This window comes from Acidisarcina sp. (assembly GCA_035539175.1).
Lineage (GTDB): Bacteria > Acidobacteriota > Terriglobia > Terriglobales > Acidobacteriaceae > JANXZS01.
Map to the genome: position 1 here is coordinate 703,204 of DATLIY010000007.1, position 21,295 is coordinate 724,498.

The following is a 21,295-nucleotide window of genomic DNA, read 5'->3' on the forward strand; positions in this document are numbered from 1 at the left end:
AGGGCCGGTTTGAGCAATGGATTGCGCAGCAACATCAGCGAAGAGTACTCGCAGGGGAAACGACTCCCTCAGGCCCATGTCCTGGCGAGGAGTTTCTCCGGGACTTGGCACGAAGATCCCCCAAAATATTGCTTTCTGATCCTCGTGTCGACCACGCGGCAACCTGCCCCACATGCATGAGCCGGCTTCTGGCACTTCGACAAGAGCAGCGCTCGCGTCGGCGGAAAGTCATGATTGCCGCAGTTGCCGCTTCCTGCGCCATTCTCGTGACCGCAGCGCTCGTTGGAATATACACAACCCGTCACACGCCGACGACGGATAATGCGATAGCCGTTTCTCAAACAGTGGATCTCTGGGACGCTGGAACCGTTCGCGGCGAACAGCCAGGCCAATTGCAAGCTGTATCGTTGCCCGCCGCCCACATCAATCTCACTATTGTGCTGCCGCGGCATAGCGCTCCTGGGCAGTATCTGGTCGCGATCACTCGCGACCAGAGCGGCAATGGTCTCCTCGCGGAGGGTCTTGCTCCCACCGCGACAACGGGCGACAAGCAGCAAATTACAACCCGCATCGACTTGAGCAAAGCCCAGGCTGGCCAATACTTCCTTTCGACCACGCACGAACAGGATCAGGCCGCATACTATTACCCGCTTCAGATCAAATGACGTTCGCTGTCGTTTCTAAAATTGTAGAACTGCTCTTCGAGTTGACAATCCTGCATACATGTCGATAGTTCTATAAATCTCGCAGCTAGATTCTTATAGCCGAGTCACTGCCTCTCACGAGGAGCCTATTACCAAATTGCACGATCTACCGCGCGGAGCAGGCATCTCCGCGTCTGCAGCAATTCCGCGGGGTACACCCATCGCGGGCTTCTAAAGTTAAAGGGAGTTGGGTATGAATCTCTTATCAATGCTCTTCGACGACGATGAGTATGACGACGATGGTTTTTGGCTAGGACTTTCAGGCTCCTCAAACCAATCTTCGTCCCATCCAGATGATTCAACTTTCGATCCCTTCATTGACGACACGAGTGTGTCTGGCAACAACACTCCGGTGGCGTGCCAAGATGACACAGATGTTTCTGTAAACCAGCAAAGCTCAGGAGACGATGATTCCAGTCATGGACCTCTTACATTGCCGAAGATTGGCGATGAGTTCTCCGAAACCCCACAAGGATTCCATCTAATAGATCGACAGGATCCTGAATTTGCAGGTGCGTTCGGAGGTTTCGACAAGCAATTTGCGCCTGATGCGCTGGGTTTCTACCCATTGACCCAATCGATTGCAGGATTAACTACGGGCCACACCGATATTCCAAGTGTGTTCGTGCCAGACATGAACAGCCTTAGGGCCGGGGTAGCAGGAGCCGCAGTCGGCGGATTGGTAGGTTTTGTCGCAGGAGGGATGGTGGGAGGGATACCTGGAGCCATCGCCGGAGCAGACTCCCTTCTTGAGCCGGGCTTCGTGTTTGGATTCCAGGTAGGCGAAGCTCTCGACGATCTACTAACCAGATCCAGTTCAGTGATGGGAATCGAAAACGCGATCGATTCCGAGGATGCAAGCCATACACCCACGGGATTTCCGAGTCCGTCTCCCAATATGGCGAATGACGATCGGCAGCAACTGAACACATTGAAATAGAGGAGGAAAAGAATGTCGAATGGCATCTCTCGCAGAGGTTTTTTAGCAATGATCGCGGCTGCGCAGGCGGCCCCGAATCGCAAGAGTCAGCTCCTAAAGACGAAGATTCCTAGCGGCGTTCCAACACCCCAGAATTTCACTCCCTGGGTCAACCAAGACTGGGCCGGCCCAGTTTCATTCGTTCCTGTTGGAGCACCCGTCGATCCTTTTGCCCCCCTAGAGAATCTGGATCCGGACTATTCGTTAGCACAGCATAAAAAGAAGATCAGAGAATTAGGGATTCGCAGCCTAAGGATCGACGATGGCATTAAACCACTTTCAACCCCCAATACCGAGTTTCGTTACCACCAAGTCGAGCAGTTGCTGGGCCAAGTGGCTGTCTTGCTTGAAAGAGGCATTGCTACACGTGCCGAATGGCAAGGGCTCGGTGAGAAGAGCCTTGCAACTCAGCTTCAATTGCAACAGTTCTCTGATCTCGATGATGTCCACGCCGCCGAAGTTACAAGCGGCTATTATGCATTTCCATCAATTCAGTCGACCGGAGAATATATCGCTCAATGCGAAACTGATCCTGATCCGCAGCAACGGATAATTGATAATGTCGCCGAGATCGCAAGCAAGGGGCTGTCCGGAAACGCCCTTCCCAGTGATCTTCCCAATGCAGGAGCCCGAATGCAGGCTGCAATTGCAGAAGCCAATCAGTGGGCCTCGTGGGATCGAGCAACTGCCGCATGTTCCAAAGCTGCTTACGATAACGTCGATATCGGTTTTCGGCGTAGCCGAACCGAAGCGGCGAGAAGAATAAACGCGATGAGATTCAAAGCTTTCACAGATCAGGGTGGCCTGATCAATTTCGAAGAGCGACGCACTGTCTTACAAGACCGATTCAAGCAAGATTTTCAGAATGCATTAGCCCGTATACCAGCAATCAAGCAGGGATTGGATCAACTCTACGGTTACAGTTTTCCTGCGATTGATTCGAATTCCATTTTCGATTCCACCTTGATATCGGTTCGGGCGGCAATGGAATGGCTGCTGCGTTTTAGTGCCCAAGAGCAAAACTATATTCTTCCACTTTCCGTACGCAGCCTAGTGGGTTCGAAGTGGGCGGATGGCCTCGATACCGATCAACAGGGTGGAAAATGGAATCTCACCATACCTCTCGGCCAATTTCCTTCTCAAGCACACGTCCGCTTGAGGGGGATCAGTGTAACGGTTGACTCTGACGACGCGAATGCTCTTTTTCAGTCATTAGTCAAAGTTCCGCAGAGAGGAACTGTCGTCCATCTAGATGGATCGAGCGCAACACTCGATCAGAGCGCAGCTCCAGCGACAAGAATAGGACGAGTACAGCGTTTGGATAGCCAACGTGCGCCCGACACTGTAGGCTCTTTGTCACTTCATAATGTTAGCCCTATTGGAGAGTGGGCAATTGCGGTGGGATCAAGCGCTCAACCCCTGTCATTTACGCCATCGTCTACACCAACCATCGCTACCAAAATGAAATATTCGCAGAACGTGAAGGTTAAAGATGTCATCCTGCACATTACGCTGGCAATTCGTACAATCTAGTTGCTCGATGCCCCAGCGTCACCAAGCTCTTGTCTGACTCTCCGGCTCTGTGCGTTTTGAAAGCTCTCAGTAGAGTAGCAAAGTTGCCGGTCATTGCCGGTTCGTCGCCCTTGCCAGTCGAATTCAATCAGATAGTCCGGTTCGATAGGAGTTCCTTCGAGGATGCAGCCTTTCCATGTGTGGTAGGCACCTGTTGGCATTGCGAGACGGAAGCCACTCCCCACCTTGACAGATGTAGCCGAGAGCAGGCGGCCAGCTGTCCTTTCTCCAATGATGGTTGCGAGCTTGTTTTCTCGTGCAAAGGCGACAACCATTTCAGCCGCGCTGGCTGTATGGCGATTGACGAGCAGATTGATCTTTCCATGGAATGGCTTCACGCCTAGTCCTTCGGTTTCTAGGACGATAGGCTTCTTTGCCAGCATCGGACCCGCGAAACGTAGCGCAAGTGGCCAGAGCTTCTTTGTAGAGTCAGGGATGCGAGAGAAGCGAGGGAATCCTAACTTCTCGGATTCGATGTGGGCGGATTTTCGACGGCGGTTGAGAGCGAAACCGACCGGAATCTTGTCGGGTGTTAGAAGGCCCATCACGCGGAGCGCACCGATGCCGCCGCCTGTGTTCCCCCGAAGATCGATGATGAGTCGGTCGATCATACCCAAATCTACGATTGCGCTGGATATCTGATTGGCGACGACGACCCCCACCATGCCGGGGAACATGGCTACCTTCAGGTAGCCGATGCCCTTTCCGATCACGCGCGCTTCGACGAGCGTTGGTTCGATGAAATGGAGTTTCTTGCCTTTCGGTTTGGCTACGTCCACCATCACCGTCCGCCGGTTTTCCTGATTGTCGATTAGCTCGACATTCGTTTGCCTGCCCATTGGGAATACCGGGTGCTCCGGGGGAATGATTTCTTGCCTTTCCACAGTCAGGAGAATATTGCCTGGCTCAATGCCCGCAATGGCCGCCGCCCCTCCACTGTGAACATCTTGAAAAATCCACCGCTTTCCGTAACCCGTTTCGTCGGCCAAGTAGGTAGCACTGAGCGCAGCGCGACTCGATGCCCGCCGAGCGCTCTGATGGAAGAATCCAAGGTGAGAGGCATTTAGTTCTTTCAGTAGGTCGCCCACAGCTTGCTCGAACGCATCAGCGGTAGGAGCGGACTCTATCGTGGCCCGGTGCCTTTGTACTGCTGCCTGCCAGTCTGCATTCAACTTCTCGGGCGAGTAAAACCGCTTCTGCAAAGCGCTGAGGACATTCTCGAGAATGTTGTGCTTCTTTTCAACCGAAAGCTCGATTGGCACCTGCGCGACGGCAGCGACATTTGTTGTCATTGACCACTCCTGAACGAGGATGTTGATATCGAATCGGCAAAGAGGGTTGCTCTTGGTTCGCCATCCAGTTCGAAACCCGCCCAGAAGTATGGTGCGTCTCCTGACTTCAGGGACCGGAGTTGCGCATCTCGCAGCGCTTCTGCTTTCGTCTCTCGACGGCTGAGGTTTCCATAGAAGGCGATCATGAGTTGCGCAGTGGAATGGTCTTCCATTTCCCACAGGGTCGAAACCACGCTCTGAGCGCCCGCCTCAATGAACGCGTTGACGATGTTCGCCACGCCCTCTTCGCCTACCGGACCAACTCCTGTATCGCAAGCCGATAATGTCACGAGGTCGGTGTTCAGTGACAGAGTACGAATCTCCCGTACTTGGAGCAGGCCGTCGTCCGCGGGTGAGGAACGCGGCGCAAAGACGAGGGCTGAGCGGTCGGGGAACTCAGGATCGGCATAGCCGTGTAGCGCAAGGTGAATGACCGCATACTGATTGAGCGGTAGCCGTTCGAATGCCGTTTTTGTCGCGTCATCTCCAAGGAGAACGGTGCTGGGCTTCGGAAGATCGCCTGCAATGGTCTCCACTTCATTGCGACTTTCGGGCAGTGCGACCAGCTCTCGCCTCTCTGGTCCCGAGACCGCACGACGAATGGTGGCAAGTAGAGTCGTCGGTGGCGGCTTGGATATCCAAGCTGCCACTCCGACATATGGGAGTTCCCTTCGCTCCGTTCGAATTCTGCGGTGCTGCAGCTTATCCAGCACCGAACCAGATGGCACCACGCTGACCACATGCGAAGCCAGAACATATTGGCCCGAATCCTTCAGGGCTGAGATCGGAAGCAGATGCAACTTCCCGTCCGGAACCACTATGAGATGGGCTTTCTGCTTGTATTCCTCGATTGGGGCAAGCAGTTCTCCAAACAGCTTCGCGCCAAGTGCGGGGTCAACTCCTCGTTTGATGATCTCAGAACGGTACTGTCCTGAATCCCGCTCGATCTGATCTTTGGCTGGCAATTCGTAGCGGTGAACCGTAGCATTCGTCACCGCCAATGCGTATGACGCTGGATTATCCAAGACATATTCGATGAAGAGATCGGACGACGATAAATCTTTCTGCAGCGTACTCAGAGAAACTGGAGTGGGGATGCTCTGGCTGACTTGCCCACCGAGCTGTTGCTCAGCGGTGTATATCTCTTCAAGCAAACTCGACCTTTTAACCGGGTCATCCGCGTTGAGCAACTGGAGGTTAAGCGCGGTTAGTCGAAGATCAGCCGGCGTCGGTTGCTGTGGAACAACGGGCGCGTGCTCCGAAAGGCCCTGCGCTTCGACGCGGCCACGGGCTCGCTCGATGACTCGAAATGCGCCGGCAATCCTGTCTTGATTGCACAGCGAGGCAAAATAACCGGAATACACGGTGCTGAGGTCACTCAAGAGTTGCCGCTCGATTGTGGGAGTTGGAACTTTGCCGAGAAGCGCATCGAGCAAATCTGCGCTCTTTTCATAGAGGTCGTTGGAGGTTCGGATATCGCCTAGCCGCGCAAGGATTTGTGCTTTGATCGCCAGATTCTTGGGGACCTGGTACAGCTCATCTGGGATTTGCCTGTTTGCATCGATGGCTTCGTTGATGGCTGCTAAAGCGGACTGGAGATTGCCTTGGTGCAGATATGCTTCCGCAAGCAAGCCGCCCGCCTGGGTGATCCCACGCCAATATGAGAGTTGTTTTGCATACTGAACTGACTGATTGAGGTCCGATATCGCTTCGTTCCATTCGTTCTTCTCCTCGTAGACACGTGCCCGCACTTGATAAAGCTCATACAGGTGACCTGCCAAGTGAAGCTCCGAAATCTTCTTCATCGCGTCACCTGCGAGCGCAAGTGCCTCGTCATTTTGCCCGGTGCCGCTGAGCGCCTCGATTCTGGCATTGACGGCAATCGACGGATAAGCGGCATCACGAGTTTTGCTGGCGACGTCGATCGCTTCATTCAGCGGGCCGAGCGCTTCTTTGTATTTATGAAGTTCAACGAGGCCGGTGCCGTACATGCTCGCATAACGGATGTGGGCTGCTGGATCTGCGACTTTCGCCACCATCCATGCCTTCTCAACATCCTTCTTCGCCATCGCAAGATCGCCAAGCAAGAACGCCGCGATTCCCTGTTCACCTATCGCGCGCGAGGCGAGAAGATAATGCTGCCGCCGAATTGAGATCGACTCAACCTGCGACCAGGTATCGCGGGCCATGCCGGCGTCGTAATTCGTTTCCAGCATCCCCAGAATTGTAAGAATGCGCAGACGGGTTTCCGGATCGCTCGCTTCGGGGCGGTTCAGGTCGCCTCGTAATTCCGCAATTTGGCTTGGAATTGTCCTGGAAGATTCGCTCTGCGCCATTACCTGGCTGACATGCGCATAGAGAGCCCGTGACGTATCGCCCTTTTTGACGAATTCAAGCTCGGCTTGATGATAGAGTGGAGCCGCTACAATCCAGCTATTGAGCCATGACAAATCGTCGGCTCGCTTCAGCAGCGCCTCTGGAGAATGAGAAGTGCGCAGGAAGACTTGATACCCGGCAATGCTCAGCAGGGCGGCCAAAAGCAAACCGGAAGCGATGCGAAGGCTTGGGGGAAGAGCAACTCGCATAGCAGAACCCGTTCACTTGCTGTCAATCATGTCAGAAAGTTCAAATCCAGACAACTGCTCGCGGTACAATCGCAGCCACATCATTGATTTGAAAGGTCTACAGACTGAAGAGTCGGCCAGCCCAGTGCCAGTTCAGCGTTGATTTAAGGACGCAGTTCCGCTGCGGGTACACCCTCTGATGTCTGAGCACGCACTTCGTCGTAAACCTGTCTCCGCATCCAATCGGCCACCACACGTTGGAAGTCTTTGTCGTTCATATAGCGAGCAAAGATCTCCTGATTCTGGTCCATGCGATCGATGAACTTATCTTCGAGCGCCTTGTCGAAGACGTATCCGAAGTTCTCCAGCGAATTGACCATAGCGGCCTGCTGGATTGAGGTGTCGGATATGGCTTCCTCTCTGATCTGTTCAAAGAACAATTGATCAGCCGGCTTGAAGTCAGTCCCGAATCGCTCGTTAACGACATCAATCAATCGAGACAACTCGACCTGTTCATGACGATCTTTGCCCGTGCCGACTGCCGTAGGCGCGGGAACGGTTCCCCGCTCGCCGGCCGCAAGAGCAATGGAGCCGTCACTCGTCTGCTGTAAACGATAAAACCGAAGGGCCACCTCATCCTCAAGCACCACGGCCGGCCCAATGCCACGCTTGGGCAACCGTGGCACAAGCAACCTAACGAACGCGTAGAGCTTCTCAAGATCGGCGTCTTGGAATGGGATGATCTGCGACATGAACGAGTACAGGTTCCGGAACGCTACCAAGTTGCTACGGAACTGCTCCTGCTTCTCTTCGGTCAGTGCTTCAAACCGCTCTACAGGGCCGTTCAGAATGCGATGCATCGCCGCGTGGTCGGTCTGCGAATGGAATTGCTTTGGTCTGAAGAAGACCTTTGCGAACTCCTCGACTTCGTTCGCCCAGTAAATCTGCTCATCGGCTAGGCTCTTCTGGAGCCCATACAGCTGCTGCACATCAACCTGTTGGTCGATTGCCGGAATCTCGTAGTACGGCTTGAACGCTTGCCTGATGTCCTCCGCCTCGTTGACGAAATCGAGGATGAACGTGTCTTCCTTGCCGGCGTGCGTGCGGTTCAGGCGCGATAGAGTCTGTACGGCCTGCACGCCGTCCAGGCGCTTATCTACGTACATCGTGTGCAACAACGGCTGGTCGAAACCGGTCTGGTATTTCTCTGCAACAATCAAGACCTGGTACGAATCCTTCGCGAACTCCTTGGGCAACTGGCTTTCACGAATTCCGTTGTTCATCGCCACTTCGGAGTACTCGTCTCCGGTGTCGAGCTCCACCGTTCCCGAGAATGCGACCAGAGTCTTGATATCGTGGTAGCCCTTCTCTGCGATGTATTTGTCGAATTCCTGCTTGTAGCGGACAGCGTGCTCCCGAGAGCCGGTCACCACCATGGCCTTTGCGCGTCCGCCAATCTTTGCCTTGGTGAACGTGCGGAAATGCTCAATCATCACTTCCGTCTTCTGAGCCAGATTGTATGGGTGAAAGCTGACGAAGCGCGCGAGCGCACGGGCAGCCTTCTTCTTGTCCAGCTTTGGATCGTCCTCAATGGATTTGATCAACCGGAAGTACGTCTTGTAGGTCGTGTAATACCGGAGCACATCGAGAATGAATTTCTCCTCGATGGCTTGCCGCATGGAGTAAACATGAAATGGCTGCGGTTTGCCGCTCTCGTCTTTGCGGCCAAAGGTCTCCAGCGTTTTGTACTTCGGTGTAGCTGTAAAGGCGAAGAAGCTCAGATTCGGCTGACGGCCACGCTTCACCATCGCTTTAACGATTTCTTCTTCGTAATCGGCGAGCCCTCTTTCCTCTGCCTCCTGTTTGGCTTTCTCCCTGAGGGCATTTCCCGCCAGCGCGCCCTTCAATTCCGCCGCAGCTTCGCCGGTTTGCGAGCTGTGCGCTTCATCCACGATGACCGCATATTTGCGGTTAGGTAGGTCCACAACCTTGTCTGTAACAAAGGGGAACTTCTGAAGCGTGGTGATGATGATGGGCACGCCAGACTTGAGCGCTTCCGCCAACTGCGTCGAGTCCTCGTCGATCTTCTGCACGACGCCGCTCTGATGCTCGAACTGATAGATCGTGTTCTGCAACTGCTGGTCAAGAACGCGGCGATCCGTTACGACAATCACCGAATCGAAGACGCGCTCATCATTTTCGCCGTGCAGATTCGAGAGGCGGTGCGCCAGCCACGCGATGCTATTGCTCTTGCCGCTGCCGGCGGAGTGCATAATCAGGTAATTTGCACCTACGCCTTCCACACGAGCAGTGCTTTCCAGCTTGCGTACGGCGTCGAGCTGGTGATAGCGCGGGAAGATCATTGTCTCTTTCTTGATCTTCTTGCCGCCGACTTCCGCTTGCGTGACCTCCAAGTGCATGAAGCGGCCCAAAATGTCGAGCAGGCTATCGCGTTGCCAGACTTCCTCCCACAGGTACGAAGTCTTGTACTTGCCCTCTGCCGCAGGAGGGTTGCCAGCGCCCATGCCGTCGCCCTTGTTGAAGGGCAGAAAGTAAGTCGATTTGCCTGCGAGCCGCGTGGTCATATAAACGAGGTCGGGATCGACTGCGAAGTGAACCAGCGCGCGTTTCTTGAACTGGAAGATCAGGTCATTCGGGTCGCGGTCGTTTCGGTACTGCCACATTGCGTTCTGAACGCTCTGCCCGGTCATCGGGTTCTTCAACTCAGCGGTAACCACGGGGATTCCATTCAAGCAAAGCGCCAGGTCGAGCGCCTGCGAACTCGTGGCTTTGAAGAGAAGTTGGCGGACTACGGTGAGGCGGTTCTTCTGGTAAAGTGCCAGGTCGTCCGGATTCATGCGCGTGGCTGGCTTGAAGTAGGCGGCCTTGACCGGCTCGCCATAACACTTGAAACCATGGCGCAGCACATCGAGCGAGCCGCGCGTGTCCATTGCTTTGGCTAGATCATCGAGCAGTGTTTCGTCAGTACGCTCGGCCAAGAGCTTGCGCAGCCGCTCCCAGGTCTTTGGCTGCGTCTCTTGGACGAAGGGAAGGAACTGCGTCGGGTCGAGCGCGCGCTCCTGATGGAAGTTGCCCTGCTCGGCTTTGACGTAGCCGGCGCTGGTAACCAGATGATGCTCAATTGCAGACTCGAAGGCTTTTTCCTTGTGGTCTACTGGCATACGGTGGCAACCTCCTCGGGATAATAGTTGCGCACATCGATTTGGCCGGTGACGGCGGCGGAGATAAGGACAGAACGGCGCTCTTGTAGCGATGCGATAGACGAGTTCGATGCTTCAATGAGCTGGTCAAACTTCTGGTGCATCTTTTCAATGCGGGCAAGAATCTTCTCTTGCTCCTCTTTCGGAGGCAATGCAACACGAATGATCTTGAAGTTGTCCCAGTAAAGGCGTAGACGAAAATCAGTCACGCCATATGAATTGCACCTGATCTCCTCAATGGCCTGCGGTGTGCGCAAAAGCAGTTCAATGAATCGAGTATGGAAATCGCTTTTGGGACACGCTACCACGTAGGCCGGGCTTATCTGCCCGGGCACTGTCACCGTGCCAAATCCCCCTTGCCACGCGCGCATCATGTTGTAGACGAGATCGCCCGGCAGAACCTTCTTGTACTTTGCAGTATCCTCGCTGCGATTGACCTTTCGGTCCATTTCGTCTTCATCGAGCTGCCGGTCCGATACGCCACTGTGAATCGATACGCTGAGAATCGGAAGTTCATCGTTTCCGGCTTCAATGATTTCTCTATAGAGAGTTGTAAGTCGGTAGACTTCCCAGTGTGCTGGTACTTCGTCTAGCCATTTGACGCCGGATGGCTTCATGGGCGCGTCGGGATCGAGGCCCTTGGTAACGGCCTGGGAGGTGACGGCATGCCGCTTCTCCGTCAGCAGTTCAATAAGTTGTTGCTGTTCGAGGATCAGCTCATCGATCTTGGCAGTCTCAATACGCACGAATTCAGAGATTGACTCCTGTTCATCGGAAGAAGGCACAGGGATTGGAATACCTCCGAGAAAATCCCAGCTTGCTCTTGGCATCTTCGCGCCATAGGTTGAACCGTCAATGATATCGATAGAATTCTTCGTCAAGATGAAGTGCTTCAGGAAGTCACTTCGAACGGACTTATTAGGCCGCATGACGAAGAAGTCTCCGACCGCTTCACCTGCCGTAGTGGCCAAATATGCCTTGGCTAGGTAAGGGCGCAGCTTGCCAAAGAGAATGTCGCCAGCCCCGAAGGCAATTCCTTCTGCTTCATAGGTGGCGTCGCTAGGAACGTACTTGCCAGTCCAACTTTCAAGGTTCTCAAGCGCAATTGGGTTTGTCTGCTCTGTCGCCCGCTTAGTCACCAATCGAACACAGCGCTTTAGGCGCTTAATCTCCCAGTGCTCCGGCACCTGCCCCAGCCACTTCACGCCGCTGTCTTTGTATTTCGGGTAGCGTGGCAGCTTCATGCCTCTTCTCCTTCCGCGGCATTGAGCCTGTAGAACTCGTGGAGTTTGGCCTGGAGAAGTTGTTTATCCGGCAACATGGTCTGGTATTCGGCGACCAGCGTCGGGCTAAGGCTTCGACTGAGCGCGTACTCGACCACTTCATCGTCCTTGCTGGCGCAGAGCAAGACGCCAATGGAGGGCCGCTCGTGCGGCTTGCGCACGTCGCGGTCCAAGGCTTCCAGATAGAAGTTGAGCTTGCCCAAGTACTCAGGCTCAAAGCGGCCCACCTTGAGTTCGATTGCGACGAGCGCATTCAAGCCCCGGTGATAGAAGAGCAAGTCGAGAGCGAAGTCCTGACCGCCTACCTGCAGGGGATACTCCGAACCTGCAAAGCAGAAGTCGCGCCCGAGTTCGAGCAGAAAGTCTTTCATGCGGGCAATCAGACCGCGATGCAGATCGGCCTCTGAGTGCTCCGGCGGCAAGCCGAGAAACTCAAGGGTGTAGCTGTCGCGGAAGATGGAGATCGCCTCGGGATGAATTTGTGCCACCACTGGCGACACTTTTGGCGGATTGAGAACCGCTTGCTCGAAGAGCGCGGCTTTGAACTGGCGTTCGAGCTGACGCTTTGACCAATGCTCCTGAACGGCCATGCGAAGGTAGAACTCGCGCTCTTCCGGCCGCTTGCTCTGGCCCAGAATGATGAGGTGAAGGGACCACGGCAATTGTCGCACCAGTGGTGCGACAATTTGATCATTCCGGTAGGTCTCGTAAAACTGCTTCATTCTAAGGAGGTTACTTCGAGAGAATCCACGCAGGCCAGGAATCTGAATGGCGATAAACGTAGCCAACCGGTCCACGGTGCCTTCGCCCCATTCGGCAGTGGCCAGACGGCGACTGATGGACTCACCCACCTGCCAGTAAAGGTCAATGAGCGCCGTATTGACGGCCTGCATCACACGGCCTCTACTAGCATCGATCAAACGAAGAATCTCGACGAATCCCTGCTCTTCGGGAGCGCCGTTACGGGGATCGAGGATTTTGCTCATTCGGCTAGTCCCTCCAGCATAGTCATGATGCGGCCGGCGACGGCCTTCAGCTCGGCGTCGATCTCATCGAGCGGGCGCGGCGGCTTGAACACATAGAAGTGGCGATTAAAGGGAATCTCGTAACCGACGCGGGTCTTCGACTCATCGATCCAAGCGTCTGGCACATGCGGCAGAACCTCACGCTTGAAGTAGGCGTGGATGTTCTCTTTCAACGGGACGTTCTCGTGGTCGCGCAGTTCGGTGTCGGGTTCTGGGTTACCGTCCGTGTCGCGGCAAATCTCGGCAGATTCATCGCGCTCCGACATGACATTGAAGATGGCCTTGCGCAACGGCGCGGGAATCTTGATCCCGGCTTCGTCGATAGCAGAAACCAGACGCTCTTCGAACACGGAACGGCTCTTGTCCACGACGGAAGCGTCCATCGTTTTCAACATTTGCTCAATTTCACGCTGGAGGGCTTGCCCGACCTCGATCTCGCTCTTGCCTTCACGGCCTTTCTTCTTGGTGGTTGCCAGCTTCTGGAAGGCGCTCTCTTCCTTGAGTGCCTCGATGCGCTCCGGCGTAACCTGGAATGCCAGCTTGAGCGGACGCTCAACCGTAATCTGGTGAAAGCCGAAGTCTCGATTGTCGAAGAGCTTTGAGCGGCCATTTTTCGTGAGGTCGCCATATAAATCGACAATCTCCGCGATGTTCTCGCTAGAGAGTTCGTTACGCTTATTGCCGAGGTTCTTGCGCATCTTCACATAAAGATCGGTTGCGTTGATGAGCTGAACCTTGCCGCGGCGCTCGCGGCGTTTGCGGTTGGTGAGTATCCATATATAGGTGGCGATGCCCGTGTTGTAGAACATCTCGGTCGGCAACGCGACGATGGCCTCAAGCCAATCCGACTCGATGATCCATTTGCGAATCTCGCTTTCACCCGATCCGGCGTCGCCGGTGAAGAGCGGCGAGCCATTGAAGACAATGGCTAGGCGCGACCCTTCCGGCTTCATCTTCGCAATCATGTGCATGATGAAGAGGAGAGAACCATCGTTGATGCGGGGAAGGCCGGGACCGAACCGGCCATCGAATCCCTTCTCCTCATGCTCGGCAACGATCTTATCCGCCTGCGGCTTCCACTCGACACCAAAGGGAGGATTAGCAAGCAGGTAGTCGAACTTCTTTCCGGCGAGTCCGTCCTGAGTAAAGCTGTCCCCAAATTTGATGTTGTCCGAATGCTGCCCCTTGATCATCATGTCGGAACAGCAAATGGCGAAGGCTTCGTTGTTGTAGTCCTGGCCGAAGACTTCCAGCTTGGCGTCCGGATTTAACTCGCGAAGGAACTCTTCCGCCACACTGAGCATGCCGCCGGTTCCGCAGGCCGGATCGTACAGCGTCCGGATGGTGCCTGGAGTCCGCAAAACCTGGGAATCTGGAGTAAAGAGCAGGTTGACCATAAGACGGATCACTTCGCGCGGAGTGAAGTGATCGCCGGCTGTTTCATTCGAAGCTTCATTGAAACGCCGAATCAGATCCTCGAAGATCAAACCCATCTCGTAGTTGGGAACGACGGACGGGTGAAGATCAATCTCGGCGAATTTGGAAACGACAAGGTAGAGCCGGTTGGCCTCTGCCAGCTTGGCGATTTCCTTCTCAAATTCAAAAAACTCGAAGATCTGGCGCGCCTTTGAGGAAAAGGTCTTGATGTAGTGGGCCAGATTGGTTGAAATCTTATCCGGATCGCCCTTGAGCCTCTGGAAGTCCCATTTACTGGTATTGTGAAATTTCTGCCCAGCAGCCTTATTCAAAATAGGCTCAATGTCCTTGATTCCGCTTGCCTTGAGAGATGCCGCCTTGTCCAAGACTTTCTGTTTGGTAGGCTCCAGGACGCAATCAAGCCTGCGCAGAACCGTTAGAGGCAGGATCACCTTGCCATATTGTGCAGGCTTATAAGGGCCACGAAGCAGGTCGGCAACCGACCAGATAAAGGAGACTCGCTCACTGAAGTTCGACAAAATTCTTCCTCAAGGCGCGACCCGAGCTGAGTCCCTTTGGCTCTTACGTCGTCATCCGTGGGGTTTCATGTAGCTAGCGCACAGTCTTCGAGCCAAGATTTCAAATGAATTACAGGTCAAAGTGTCGCTCATCCAGCTTTCTCGTGTAAAGGTGGCTTGGAGGCAACCGGATGATCGATCTGCAATTGGCTTCGCGTCACCTTGAGCCGTGGCGTGGGAAGGTGCCTGCCCGTCGGGTGGGAAAAACATGGCCTCCGGCTATTATGGAGCGCAAATGAGGGCGGGAAGACGGGTAACGAGGAGAAAATAACGGAGCCTGGGGTTTCAGGCTCCGCGAGTTGCTTCAATTGGTTCCTGTTAAGCCGCTGCGGCATTCTTGGCGATCTTGGCGGGCGGCTTCTGTATTTCCTTTCGCGCAGCCTGCTTCTTCATTTTCGCGGCGAACTCCAGCTTGACCTTGGCTGCAATGGCATCAGTATCCACCTTATAAGCGGCGGCGGCATCACGCAGAACCACTGCCGGATTCGCTTTCGTCGCGGCAAGCATGATGGCCCCCTCTACCAGCATCCGTGAAAGTGTCCCTTCGTCGGCGCGGCGAAGGAAGGCACTGAACGTTTTTGCAATGCCTCCGTCATCACGTTTCTGTCGGATGCCGTGCTGCCGGGCAAGGGACTCGACGCGGCGCTCATCCATCACACTGACCAGCTTCTCAAGAATGAAAAGCAGGTCACGCTTCATCAGACGGACAGGAACAGCAGCGCTCACAGCGGCGAGTACGCGGAGGCCCGTCGCATTGGCGATGGCTTGCTCTTTCCGTTGCTTCTCCTGCTCGGCCTTCCATTTCTCGTCTTCGCGGCTGCGCTGCTGCTTCGGATGATGCACCGGGCAGGAAGGATTGGCACACACCTTCTGCAAGGTGCCGATGCCGGTTCCTTCCGTGATGATGGCGTCGGCGGTGTACTTACACACCTTGAACTCAGAACGCTTGGCGTCTTCCTTGCTGGTCGGCTTGTGAAGCTCGGTGTACTTGTTGCGTGGGAGTACCGGACTGCCTTCCTTCTGGCCGCCGTAGGCCGTGCTGATCTGTACTAATTCAGGCTTCGCAGCAATCGTCTTTGCGATGTGGGCACTGACTTTGGCTTGATGGCAGGCAGGATCGCTACAAGCATCCTGCTTACCGAAATCCGAAAATAGCAGTTTGCTATGCCCGGTGCTCTTCGGGCATTCGAGGCAACTGCCCGCCGCCGGGACAAGCTGCGCGTCACGTTTGTTGAAGGGCGCGTCTTTAAGGAGGAGCAAGACATTCTGCTCAATCCAGCTTTGCAGTTGACGGACCGGAAGCAGGATGCGTTTGGCCTTGCCGCCGCCCGCCCAATCCTCGCGGAAGCAGGCGGCAAGGGCCTGTTCCTGTTGGCCGAGCTGGAGCCGTGCCAAAAGCAGCGCGTGTCCCACGCCGATCTCGTCCCTGTAAAACGCGTCGACCACAGTCGAGATGAGGTCAACCAGCTTGAGGCGGGTTGCCACAAACACCGCCGACTTACCCGTGCGAGAGGCGATGAGTTCGATGCTGTACTTCGGTTCCTCCAAATCGAGAAGCGCCTTAAAACCCTGCGCCTCCTCCATCGGGTGAACATCGCGCCGCTGAAGGTTCTCGACAAGCTGTGCTTCTAACACCTGCGCGTCGGTCATCTCGCGGATGCGGACCGGAATGGTTGCGGCTCCAGCAATCTGCGCGGCGCGGTAACGCTGTTCGCCAAAGACGATTTCGAGATGTTCGTCCTTGGGCCGAACCAGCAGCGGAGTCAGAACGCCATTCGCTTGAATGCTGGCGGCCAGTTCTCTTAGAAACGCCTCGTCGAAACGGCGGCGGGGGTTGGTGGTAGATGGAACGAGCAACGCGAGAGGCACATCGCGGTATTCGGGAGTGTTGATAGCCGTAGTGGTCATGGTGACAAGCTCCTTTCGAGCGGTTGAAGGATGAGGACACGCGGAGCGAAGACACGCTAGCTGTTCCGCTCCGCACATGGAGAGGACTAGCCGCGAATAGATTTGTCCATGAAGGCGTCAGCAAACCCCTGCAACTTGAGGTTCTTGTCCCACCCGGCGGCAAAGCGTTGATGCTGGTCGTGCAATTCAACAAGAGCAACATAGTTCCCGCGCACGAGATTGCGAGACCACTGCTCAACGCCGACGTAGTCGTTGCGCCAGTAATACGGGTCAAGAGACAAATCACAGCCAAGAGGCTTGACTAGCTCGAAACACATCTCCGGGTCGCGCATCAGGTCGCCGTTCTGTTCGCCGTAGTGGGCAACGGAGATTGAGGGCAGTCCGAGCGGCCCCGGCTCTCCTGCGGCCTCGATCACAAGGGCCATATAGGGCGCGTTCTCGATCTTGAGGTAGAGCGAAGGCCGGTAGCCTCCGGCCCGCTCTAGGATGCGAAGCAAGGTCTGCATCACGCCACCTCCTCTAGTGCATCGGTGGCGGGCGCGGTTGACTGCGTCTCGTTGCTTACAGGCGGCTGCAAGGCGCTGAGAATCACAGCGGACGTGCGCTGGATGACCTCAAGACTCTCGGCTAAGAGCGCGGCATTGCCGCTATACATCTGGATGTAGTCGCTTGACGTGGTTCCCATCTCCAAGCCGATTGCTTGGCCGACAACAAAGGCCACGGCCTCTGCTTCCGTTTCGCGCACTGTGGGCGTGGTGAAGGTGCGCCGCTCGGCCCGGTGCAAGAGCTCATGCGCCGCCTCATGTACCAGCGTCACGAACTCCTGCGCTTGGGATTGGCCGTGTAGCAGGGCGATTTTGCCGCCGTAGCTGACGCCGAACGCTGGGGCGATGTTTTCGCTGTAAACAAGCTCGATAGCCCGTTCTGCGAGGAAATTCCGCAGACGGTCACGATAATCGCCCACTTCTCCAGTGACGGCGATTTCAAACTCTGGCAGGTCTGCGCCTTCGGTCTGCGAAACATCGAAAACGTGAACCGCGCGGAACCCAATAAGAACGGGGTGCGGCTTCTCGTCGTTCTCCCGCTCCGCACCGTCTTTCCTGCGACGGTATCCGGTCATGGGCGCGAGAATCTGGATGCCCTTCTCGCCGCGTTTCACAAACCGGCCAAGCTCCTTCCATGCGCCGTAACCGGCGACGCGGGTTGCGGTGGGCCTCTGCCGTGCAATGGCGAGGATGTTGCCAAAGCTGTAATTGCGGAAACGCGACATTGCCGCCAGATACACGGTCAAGGTTTCGCTCTTGCCCTCCTGCACTTGCTGAATGAGGAAGTCCACGGCCTGCCGGATGATGGCCTGCGTGGGGTTATCTTTCTGCGCCGTGCGCCCCTGATAGGGCGAATCGCTGCGGATAGGCTGCGCCGCATTTTTCCTGTGCGGCGCGTGGTGGGTGGCTGCGCTGTTGGTGATGGACATGATGTTCGCTCTCCTGTGGTGCCCGCGTGGGGCAAGATTCTGAAGGAGGGCATTTCGCCTCTGGCTCTCAACCAAATTTCTTTTGTTGAGTGCCCCCGCTTCATGTCTTGCGCGGCGGGCAGGGGCGAGGCGGGTTCGGTCAAGGGCGGCGTTTGTTGCCGTTCATCGAGCGTCAGCGAAGACCCTTGACGGGTTCCGACCGGCTTTGCCATAAAGCCGCATGAAGCGGGGGCACTCGATGAAAGAAGAAATTTAGGAATTTCTCCGCATGGATTTGAGGGCCGGCGTTGCGGGCAGGAACAGGCCCGCAGAGGTGGGGAGCGTAGAACGCAACATTAGTCGCAGTGCGGGAGGAGACCTCCTCCCGGCATTGTCTGCTCAAGTAAAGATCACAACTAGTTGGATTTTTAGAGCTGCAACAAAACTTGTGCAATAAAATGAACTAAATCGGAGGCAGAGATGGTAAAACCGATTCGGACTCTCCCAAAGAAGATCGGGAATTCAGACATGATCGGCGCGCGAGGAGTTAACCTCATCGAGCGGCGCATCTTGGAAATGGGCTATCTCTGGTACCCGAGTGGAGGCGTTGAAGCGGGCATTGACGGCCGCTTAGAGATTCGAAATGAAAACGCCGAGGTCACGAATCTGATCCTCTCCGTGCAAAGCAAAGCTACCGATGGCGCTTTTGAGGGTGAGACCGCAACTGAGTTGACCTACACATGTAGTGAACGGGACCTTCGCTATTGGCTCAAAGGAAATCTCCCCGTAATCCTGGTCTATTCGCGGCCAAGAACGGATGAAGCGTACTGGCTCTCGGTAAAGGATTACTTCTCCGATCCGATTCGCAGGGCCTCGCGCAAGATGCGCTTCGTGAAAGCTCAACACGGCTTCGACCAAACTGCCGAGCACGACCTCCGCAAGCTGGCTCTCCCCGACGATGGCGGCCTATATTTGGGAACGACCCCAAAACAGGAGACCATTTTCACGGACTTGTTGCCGGTGGCCCAGTTTCCGGAGCGGTATTACCATGCCCGCACAACGTTCCCAGCCCGGAAGCAAGCCTTAGACCATCTCTTTAGTCTCGCCAAGCCATCTGGGCGAGATGTTTGTCGAGGATTCACCATTCATGGCTCCGTCGTGTATTCGTTTCATGATCTTTCCGCTACGCAGTGGCAGGATATCGTCGATGTCGGCACAGTCGAAAGCGATCTTACCTTCGAATGGTCGATGACGCACGACGCGGACAGAAAAAAGCTCTTCGTTGAGTTGCTGAACGTCACGTTGCAGGACCAACTGCGTGAAGATGACATCCACTTTTCCAATATGGACAAGTTTTACTTTCACCGGGCCAGCGATGATCTGAGCGACCGCAAGCGGAAGTACCGCAGCAGACGCAAGAACGCCAGCCGTGAGGTGTTCAAGCGGTATCAATCCAAACTCGATCCTGAGCGCACCTCGTACTTCCGGCATGTGGCCTTCTTTGGGCATTTTCTGGAGTTGGATGGAAACTGGTTTCTGCAAATCACGCCAACCTATCGATTCACTAAAGACGGTTACCGAGATAGTCGATTCAGCGCGGACGCTCTGAGCGGCATCAAGCGATTGGAGAACAACCAGGCAGTACACGGCCAGGTGTTCATGTGGGCCGACTTTCTCCAAAAAGACACGTTGTTCAGCCGCCACAACTTGCTCAAGTTTTATCCCTTGATGCAGTTCACCGCCGATAGCGGCTTCGAGGATGCGGACTGGGTAAAACGGGAAGAGAAAGATCGCCAAGAGACCGTTTTTGCCGAAGATCAAGAGGAGCAGGCAGAGCTAGAACTATGAATCTTACGATTCTCGAAGAACCGGAACTCGAATTCGGTGGCGGCAATCGTCATGTCGATATCCGCTTCGGCATCCGCGACTATGGCCCTTTTGATCTTCAGTCTTCGCGCGCGCCGAAGGAAGTCAGAATAGGACTGATCGGCACGACGGAGACCGTTGAAGGAACCACTCGCTGGATCGAAAAGTGCTCTCAAGGCGTGACACAGAAACAAACGAAGCAGCCCAATTTATTTCCTCCATTTCCGCCCATTTCTTCGACAAGCTCGTTCTGCTGCGCCTTCGTTACGGATGCCTCGCTCGCGCGGACGCTTACCAACACCTCTTTGGAGACAGTCTCCGATGAGGCTACTATCGCAGACCGAGTCGAAAGAGCGGTCGATCTTTTCATCAAAGAAGTGGAATTCTTGGCGGAAAACAGCAATCCCAATGTCATCATGTGCGCGCTCCCAGTAGAGCTTCTGGAAATGCTCTATGAAGAGAGGAAGAGTCCGGGGCGGAAAGACCTTCATCATCTGCTTAAGGCGAGAACGATGCAATGGCGGATTCCCATCCAACTGATTCTGCCCAGCACCTACGATGAATCAAAAGCCCGGAAACTCAAGCGGACTGGCATACCCCGCCCCCTACAGGATGAAGCAACCCGTGCTTGGAATATCTTTTCAGCCTTGTATTACAAAGCTGGGGGCACGCCGTGGCGTCTGGTACGCGACCCTTCCCAGTTCTCCGCTTGCTTCGTCGGCATTAGTTTTTTTGAAAGTCTGGACCGATCGCGGCTCACCACCAGCATGGCCCAGGTCTTTAATGAACTTGGAGAGGGTGTTGTCGTCCGCGGCGGGTCTGCCTCGCTCTCGAAGGACGACAGGCAGCCGCACCTGTCTGGAGACGATTGTCAGGCATTGATCACCGATGCCCTAGCAAAGTACCGTGATGTTCATCGCACTTTGCCGGCTCGCGTGGTCATCCACAAGAGTTCCCCTTTTTCTCAGGAGGAGGAAGCCGGAGCCAGGAAGGCTATCAAGGAGGCGCGCATCGACATCTACGACCTCATCCATGTTAATGACTCGGAGATCCGTCTATACCGAGACGGGGTCTACCCGCCACTGCGCGGCACCTTTCTCCAGACAAGCGGCCGGAGCGGAGTGCTTTATACCAAAGGGAGTGTGCCGTTCTTTGAAACATATCCTGGCATGTACGTTCCCAAACCAGTCTCTATCAAGATCGCCGCAGGAGACCAGACGCCGCTGGGTCATGCAAGAGAGATTCTGGCGTTGACGAAGATGAATTGGAATAGCACCCAGTTCGACGGCGGTATGCCTCTAACTCTCACGGCAGCACAGAGTGTAGGTAATGTCCTCAAACACTGCCAGGATAATCAGCGGATCGAACCGCGCTACAGTTTCTACATGTGAGTCG

General features: G+C 55.2%; 14 protein-coding genes. 5 read left to right on the forward strand and 9 right to left on the reverse strand.

Annotated features, from left to right (window positions below):
- The first annotated feature begins 230 nt into the window (after window positions 1-230).
- The 3 genes from VM554_05670 to VM554_05680 all read left to right on the forward strand — a co-directional run bounded on the left by VM554_05670 (window position 231) and on the right by VM554_05680 (window position 3,216).
- Window positions 231-665 (forward strand): hypothetical protein, encoded by a 435-nt coding sequence (locus VM554_05670; protein HVJ07851.1) that lies wholly within the window; start codon window positions 231-233, stop codon window positions 663-665.
- A 232-nt stretch (window positions 666-897) separates the two neighbouring features.
- Window positions 898-1,644, forward strand: a complete 747-nt coding sequence (locus VM554_05675; GenBank protein HVJ07852.1) for a hypothetical protein — start codon at window positions 898-900, stop codon at window positions 1,642-1,644.
- Between the two features lie 12 nt (window positions 1,645-1,656).
- Window positions 1,657-3,216 carry a hypothetical protein gene (locus tag VM554_05680; GenBank protein HVJ07853.1) on the forward strand — a complete coding sequence of 520 codons (1,560 nt, stop codon included), beginning with the start codon at window positions 1,657-1,659 and terminating at the stop codon, window positions 3,214-3,216.
- Here the strand turns inward: VM554_05680 and VM554_05685 are convergent.
- The 9 genes from VM554_05685 to VM554_05725 all read right to left on the reverse strand — a co-directional run bounded on the left by VM554_05685 (window position 3,213) and on the right by VM554_05725 (window position 18,055).
- Window positions 3,213-4,547 carry a S41 family peptidase gene (locus VM554_05685; GenBank protein ID HVJ07854.1) on the reverse strand — a complete coding sequence of 445 codons (1,335 nt, stop codon included), beginning with the start codon at window positions 4,545-4,547 and terminating at the stop codon, window positions 3,213-3,215. The genes VM554_05680 and VM554_05685 overlap by 4 nt on opposite strands.
- Window positions 4,544-7,129 (reverse strand): CHAT domain-containing tetratricopeptide repeat protein, encoded by a 2,586-nt coding sequence (locus VM554_05690; protein HVJ07855.1) that lies wholly within the window; start codon window positions 7,127-7,129, stop codon window positions 4,544-4,546. Before VM554_05690 ends, VM554_05685 begins: the two co-directional genes overlap by 4 nt.
- 185 nt (window positions 7,130-7,314) lie before the next feature.
- On the reverse strand, window positions 7,315-10,332 hold the full coding sequence (locus VM554_05695; protein ID HVJ07856.1) for a type I restriction endonuclease: 3,018 nt from the start codon (window positions 10,330-10,332) through the stop codon (window positions 7,315-7,317).
- Entirely contained in the window at window positions 10,323-11,615 is a 1,293-nt protein-coding gene (locus VM554_05700; protein ID HVJ07857.1) for a restriction endonuclease subunit S, read from the reverse strand. Before VM554_05700 ends, VM554_05695 begins: the two co-directional genes overlap by 10 nt.
- Window positions 11,612-12,640: a PDDEXK nuclease domain-containing protein gene (locus VM554_05705; protein ID HVJ07858.1), complete on the reverse strand. Its 1,029-nt coding sequence runs from the start codon at window positions 12,638-12,640 to the stop codon at window positions 11,612-11,614. The genes VM554_05700 and VM554_05705 overlap by 4 nt, the downstream gene beginning before the upstream one ends.
- Window positions 12,637-14,634: a class I SAM-dependent DNA methyltransferase gene (locus tag VM554_05710; protein ID HVJ07859.1), complete on the reverse strand. Its 1,998-nt coding sequence runs from the start codon at window positions 14,632-14,634 to the stop codon at window positions 12,637-12,639. The genes VM554_05705 and VM554_05710 overlap by 4 nt, the downstream gene beginning before the upstream one ends.
- A gap of 357 nt (window positions 14,635-14,991) precedes the next feature.
- A complete protein-coding gene (locus VM554_05715; protein HVJ07860.1) occupies window positions 14,992-16,659 on the reverse strand; it encodes a ParB/RepB/Spo0J family partition protein in 1,668 nt (555 codons plus the stop codon).
- A gap of 8 nt (window positions 16,660-16,667) precedes the next feature.
- A complete protein-coding gene (locus VM554_05720; GenBank protein HVJ07861.1) occupies window positions 16,668-17,087 on the reverse strand; it encodes a hypothetical protein in 420 nt (139 codons plus the stop codon).
- On the reverse strand, window positions 17,087-18,055 hold the full coding sequence (locus tag VM554_05725; protein ID HVJ07862.1) for an ArdC family protein: 969 nt from the start codon (window positions 18,053-18,055) through the stop codon (window positions 17,087-17,089). Before VM554_05725 ends, VM554_05720 begins: the two co-directional genes overlap by 1 nt.
- Window positions 18,056-18,562: 507 nt before the next feature.
- On the opposite strand from VM554_05725, the gene VM554_05730 reads away from it, so the two are divergent.
- Both VM554_05730 and VM554_05735 read left to right on the forward strand, forming a co-directional pair.
- A complete protein-coding gene (locus tag VM554_05730; GenBank protein ID HVJ07863.1) occupies window positions 18,563-19,882 on the forward strand; it encodes a DUF4365 domain-containing protein in 1,320 nt (439 codons plus the stop codon).
- Entirely contained in the window at window positions 19,879-21,291 is a 1,413-nt protein-coding gene (locus VM554_05735) for a hypothetical protein (protein ID HVJ07864.1), read from the forward strand. Before VM554_05730 ends, VM554_05735 begins: the two co-directional genes overlap by 4 nt.
- Window positions 21,292-21,295 lie beyond the last annotated feature (4 nt).

Coding starts and splice junctions, on each gene's coding strand:
- VM554_05730 (HVJ07863.1), top strand. CDS start 18,563: ATGATCGGCGCGCGAGGAGTTAACCTCATCGAGCGGCGCATCTTGGAA.
- VM554_05715 (HVJ07860.1), bottom strand. CDS start 16,659: ATGTGCGGAGCGGAACAGCTAGCGTGTCTTCGCTCCGCGTGTCCTCAT.
- VM554_05705 (HVJ07858.1), bottom strand. CDS start 12,640: ATGAGCAAAATCCTCGATCCCCGTAACGGCGCTCCCGAAGAGCAGGGA.
- VM554_05695 (HVJ07856.1), bottom strand. CDS start 10,332: ATGCCAGTAGACCACAAGGAAAAAGCCTTCGAGTCTGCAATTGAGCAT.
- VM554_05700 (HVJ07857.1), bottom strand. CDS start 11,615: ATGAAGCTGCCACGCTACCCGAAATACAAAGACAGCGGCGTGAAGTGG.
- VM554_05725 (HVJ07862.1), bottom strand. CDS start 18,055: ATGTCCATCACCAACAGCGCAGCCACCCACCACGCGCCGCACAGGAAA.
- VM554_05720 (HVJ07861.1), bottom strand. CDS start 17,087: ATGCAGACCTTGCTTCGCATCCTAGAGCGGGCCGGAGGCTACCGGCCT.
- VM554_05685 (HVJ07854.1), bottom strand. CDS start 4,547: ATGACAACAAATGTCGCTGCCGTCGCGCAGGTGCCAATCGAGCTTTCG.
- VM554_05670 (HVJ07851.1), top strand. CDS start 231: ATGATTGCCGCAGTTGCCGCTTCCTGCGCCATTCTCGTGACCGCAGCG.
- VM554_05675 (HVJ07852.1), top strand. CDS start 898: ATGAATCTCTTATCAATGCTCTTCGACGACGATGAGTATGACGACGAT.
- VM554_05735 (HVJ07864.1), top strand. CDS start 19,879: ATGAATCTTACGATTCTCGAAGAACCGGAACTCGAATTCGGTGGCGGC.
- VM554_05680 (HVJ07853.1), top strand. CDS start 1,657: ATGTCGAATGGCATCTCTCGCAGAGGTTTTTTAGCAATGATCGCGGCT.